4 protein-coding genes are annotated in these 2,681 nt (G+C 59.9%); 2 read left to right on the top strand and 2 right to left on the bottom strand.

All coding sequences use genetic code 11. The features are described 5' to 3' along the window. On the top strand, positions 1 to 478 hold a 478-nt coding region (locus tag NW837_RS04110; protein WP_414329382.1), incomplete at its 5' end, for a lysostaphin resistance A-like protein. A gap of 24 nt (positions 479 to 502) precedes the next feature. Here NW837_RS04110 and NW837_RS04105 read toward each other — a convergent pair. Continuing rightward, on the bottom strand, positions 503 to 1,957 hold the full coding sequence (locus NW837_RS04105; protein WP_414329381.1) for a sodium:solute symporter family protein: 1,455 nt from the start codon (positions 1,955 to 1,957) through the stop codon (positions 503 to 505). Next, positions 1,950 to 2,201, bottom strand: coding sequence for a hypothetical protein (locus tag NW837_RS04100; protein ID WP_414329380.1), 252 nt, complete (start codon positions 2,199 to 2,201; stop codon positions 1,950 to 1,952). Before NW837_RS04100 ends, NW837_RS04105 begins: the two co-directional genes overlap by 8 nt. Before the next feature lie 78 nt (positions 2,202 to 2,279). Here NW837_RS04100 and NW837_RS04095 point away from each other — a divergent pair. After that, the coding region (locus NW837_RS04095; protein ID WP_414329379.1) for a helix-hairpin-helix domain-containing protein at positions 2,280 to 2,681 on the top strand (402 nt) is incomplete at its 3' end.

Genomic DNA, 2,681 nt, shown 5'->3' with positions numbered 1-2,681 from the left:
CTATGGGTTGCTGGGGTTGCTTTTGGGCTTGGGGGTGGCGCTGGCGGAGGAGCTGTTTTTTCGCGGCTGGCTGCTGCAGGAGATGCTGCTGGACTACGGTTGCAGCACTGCGGTGTGGGGATCCAGCTTCCTGTTTGCTATGGCCCATTTCCTGAAGCCTTTGCCTGAGATTCTCGCCACCTGGCCGCAATTTCCCGGACTGTGGCTGATGGGGCTGCTGCTGGTGCAGGCGAGGGTCTGGAACCAAAACAAGCTGGGCCTTAGCCTAGGGCTGCACGCGGGTTGGGTATGGGGCATGGCCTGGGTCAACAACTTGGCCTGGATAGACTACACCGGCAGGGCGCCAGCGTGGCTAACGGGGATTGGTGGCAACCCCTTGGCGGGCTTGATGGGCTTGCTTTTTCTAGGAGGGACTTTCGCATTTCTCAACGGCCTGGCTCAAGCTGGCTGGCTACCGGCAGACCTGGAAAAGCGTTGATTGAGCTGATCGATAAAGAATAACCTACTCTCCCCAAGGCCCTTCCTCGTAGTAGGCGGTCACCTGCTCCTTGGGCGGCTGGGTAAGCAAGCTTACGCCAATTAACACCCCACTGCCGATCACCACTGCCGGGATTACGGGTAACCAGCCCCCTGTCCAAGCCCGCGGCAACAGACCCGACAGCCAACCTAAAGTCAGGCCACTGGAGACGAGGGCCCCGGCTACAGCCCCAGCGCGGGTAGCCCGCTTCCAGTACAGGCCAGCAATTAAGACAGGGAACAGCATGGCATTTCCCTGAAAGCTCCAGGTGGCAATCTCCACAATCAGCCCCGGCGGGTTAAGGGCAATGGCAAAAGAGGCCAAACCGATCCCCAGCACCACCCAGCGTCCCAATTGTTCTTCTTGGTGGGGGGAAAGCTGGCGCCTGAAGAGGGTCACTACCAGATCCCGCGTTACCAACGAGCTGGCCGTAAGGAGCTGTGAGTCTGCCGTGGACATGAGGGCGGCCAGAGCTGCTGTAATCACCACCGCTGCCACACCGCCGGGCAGAGTTTGCAACATCAGGGGCATGATCTGGTCCGTTTTCTCCAGGCCGGGAAAAGCCAGGCGGCCCCAAACCCCAAGAAGAGCTGCTGGGAAAAAGACCAGCAGAATCAGCAGCGGCCAGACTACCATCAGGGTCTGGAAGGGCCGGGCACTTTTGGCCATGTAGAAGCGCTGGAAAAATTGTGGGAAAAGGGGAGTGGCCATGAAAAACAGCAGTTGATTGCCGAGTAACCCTTGCCAGCTCCAGCGTCCTTGGGGGCCGGGCAAGCTCAGCCAGGGATCCAGTTCGCTACCCGCTTCTCTCCCTAGGGAGAAAGCCACTGCAACAAAGGCCACCCCCATCCCCAGAATCAAGATGATCCCCTGCACCACATCCGTCCAGACCACCGCCTGGGATCCTCCAAAGAGCACATACCCCAGGATCACCAAGGCCACCACCACTGCCAAGGGCCAGTAGGGGATCCCCTCCCCCAACACCGCCGCCAGGGTGCGGGCTCCGCCAATGATCTGGATGCTGATGTAGGGGGCGGTAAACGTCAGGGCGCTAAGGCAGTAGAGTAGAGCCAAAAGAGGGCTGTTGAAGCGGTGGCCGAAAAACTCGGAAGGGGTGATGAAGCCAAAGTGTTGGGCTGCTAGCCATACCCGGTAGCCCACCCACAAAAACAGCCCCGAAATGAAGGCGGTGGTCACTCCCACCCCCAGGAAGATCCCTAGGCCGTGGGTATAGGCATCTGCCGGCACCCCAATGAAGGTAAAGGCGCTGAGCAAGGTGGCCAGCGTCGTCAAAGTTAGAGCCAGGGATCCCAACCCCCGCCCCGCCAAAAAGTAGCTAACCGGATCCCGACCGCTGTGGCGATAGCTCCAGAAGCCAATGGCCGCCAGCAGCAGCAAGTATGCCCCCACCACACCCAGACTCAAAACCGTGTTACTCATCTCCGCCTCTCGGCCAGCAAACGCGCACAATGTAGAAGTTAAGAGGTACCAACAGCAGGACAGCCAATCCCGCCAGCCAATACCAGGCCGGGATCCCCAAAAACTGGGGCTGGGCCGAGCGGGATCCCACCCAGGTCAACAGCCACAGCAGGAGATAGGCCCCCCACACCCAAGCTTGGCGCATCCGTCCAAACCGCAGGGGCCTTGATCCCTGAAGGTTACCGCCGGGATCCAACCCTGACATCTACCCATCTCCTGCTTTTTTGCCAAGCGTTCCTTTTGCCAATCATTTAAGATACAGCCACTACTGCGCAGAGCTAAATTGTCTTTTCCCCTTTCCCCTTCAGATCCTGTTGGCAAGAGGGAGCCTTCCCGTGGGCCAGGCCATGAAGAACGGGAGCGGCCCTACTGGCTAGCTTGGGCCCGCATCAAAGGGATTGGCCCCCACCGCCTGAAACGGCTGGCGGAGTTTTTTGGATCCCTGGAGCGGGCTTGGCAAGCGGATGCCCCGGCCCTGCGGCAGGTGGAAGGCATTGGCCCCACCCTGGCCCAGGCTATTGTCTCTGCCCGTCCTGGCCTTGATCCCGAGCAGATCCTGGAGGAAACCCTCAAAGCGGGGATCCCCTTTCTCACGCCTGCAGATCCGGACTATCCGCCGCTGCTGTGGGAGGTGCCAGATCCCCCGCCCATTCTCTATGCCCTAGGAGAATGTCCCAATTGGCAA

Origin of the sequence: Synechococcus sp. R6-10, assembly GCF_047461815.1 — a bacterium.
Classification (GTDB): Bacteria; Cyanobacteriota; Cyanobacteriia; order Thermostichales; family Thermostichaceae; genus Thermostichus.
The sequence above is the reverse complement of the archived record's forward strand: the minus strand, read 5'-3'. Positions and strand labels throughout refer to the sequence as shown.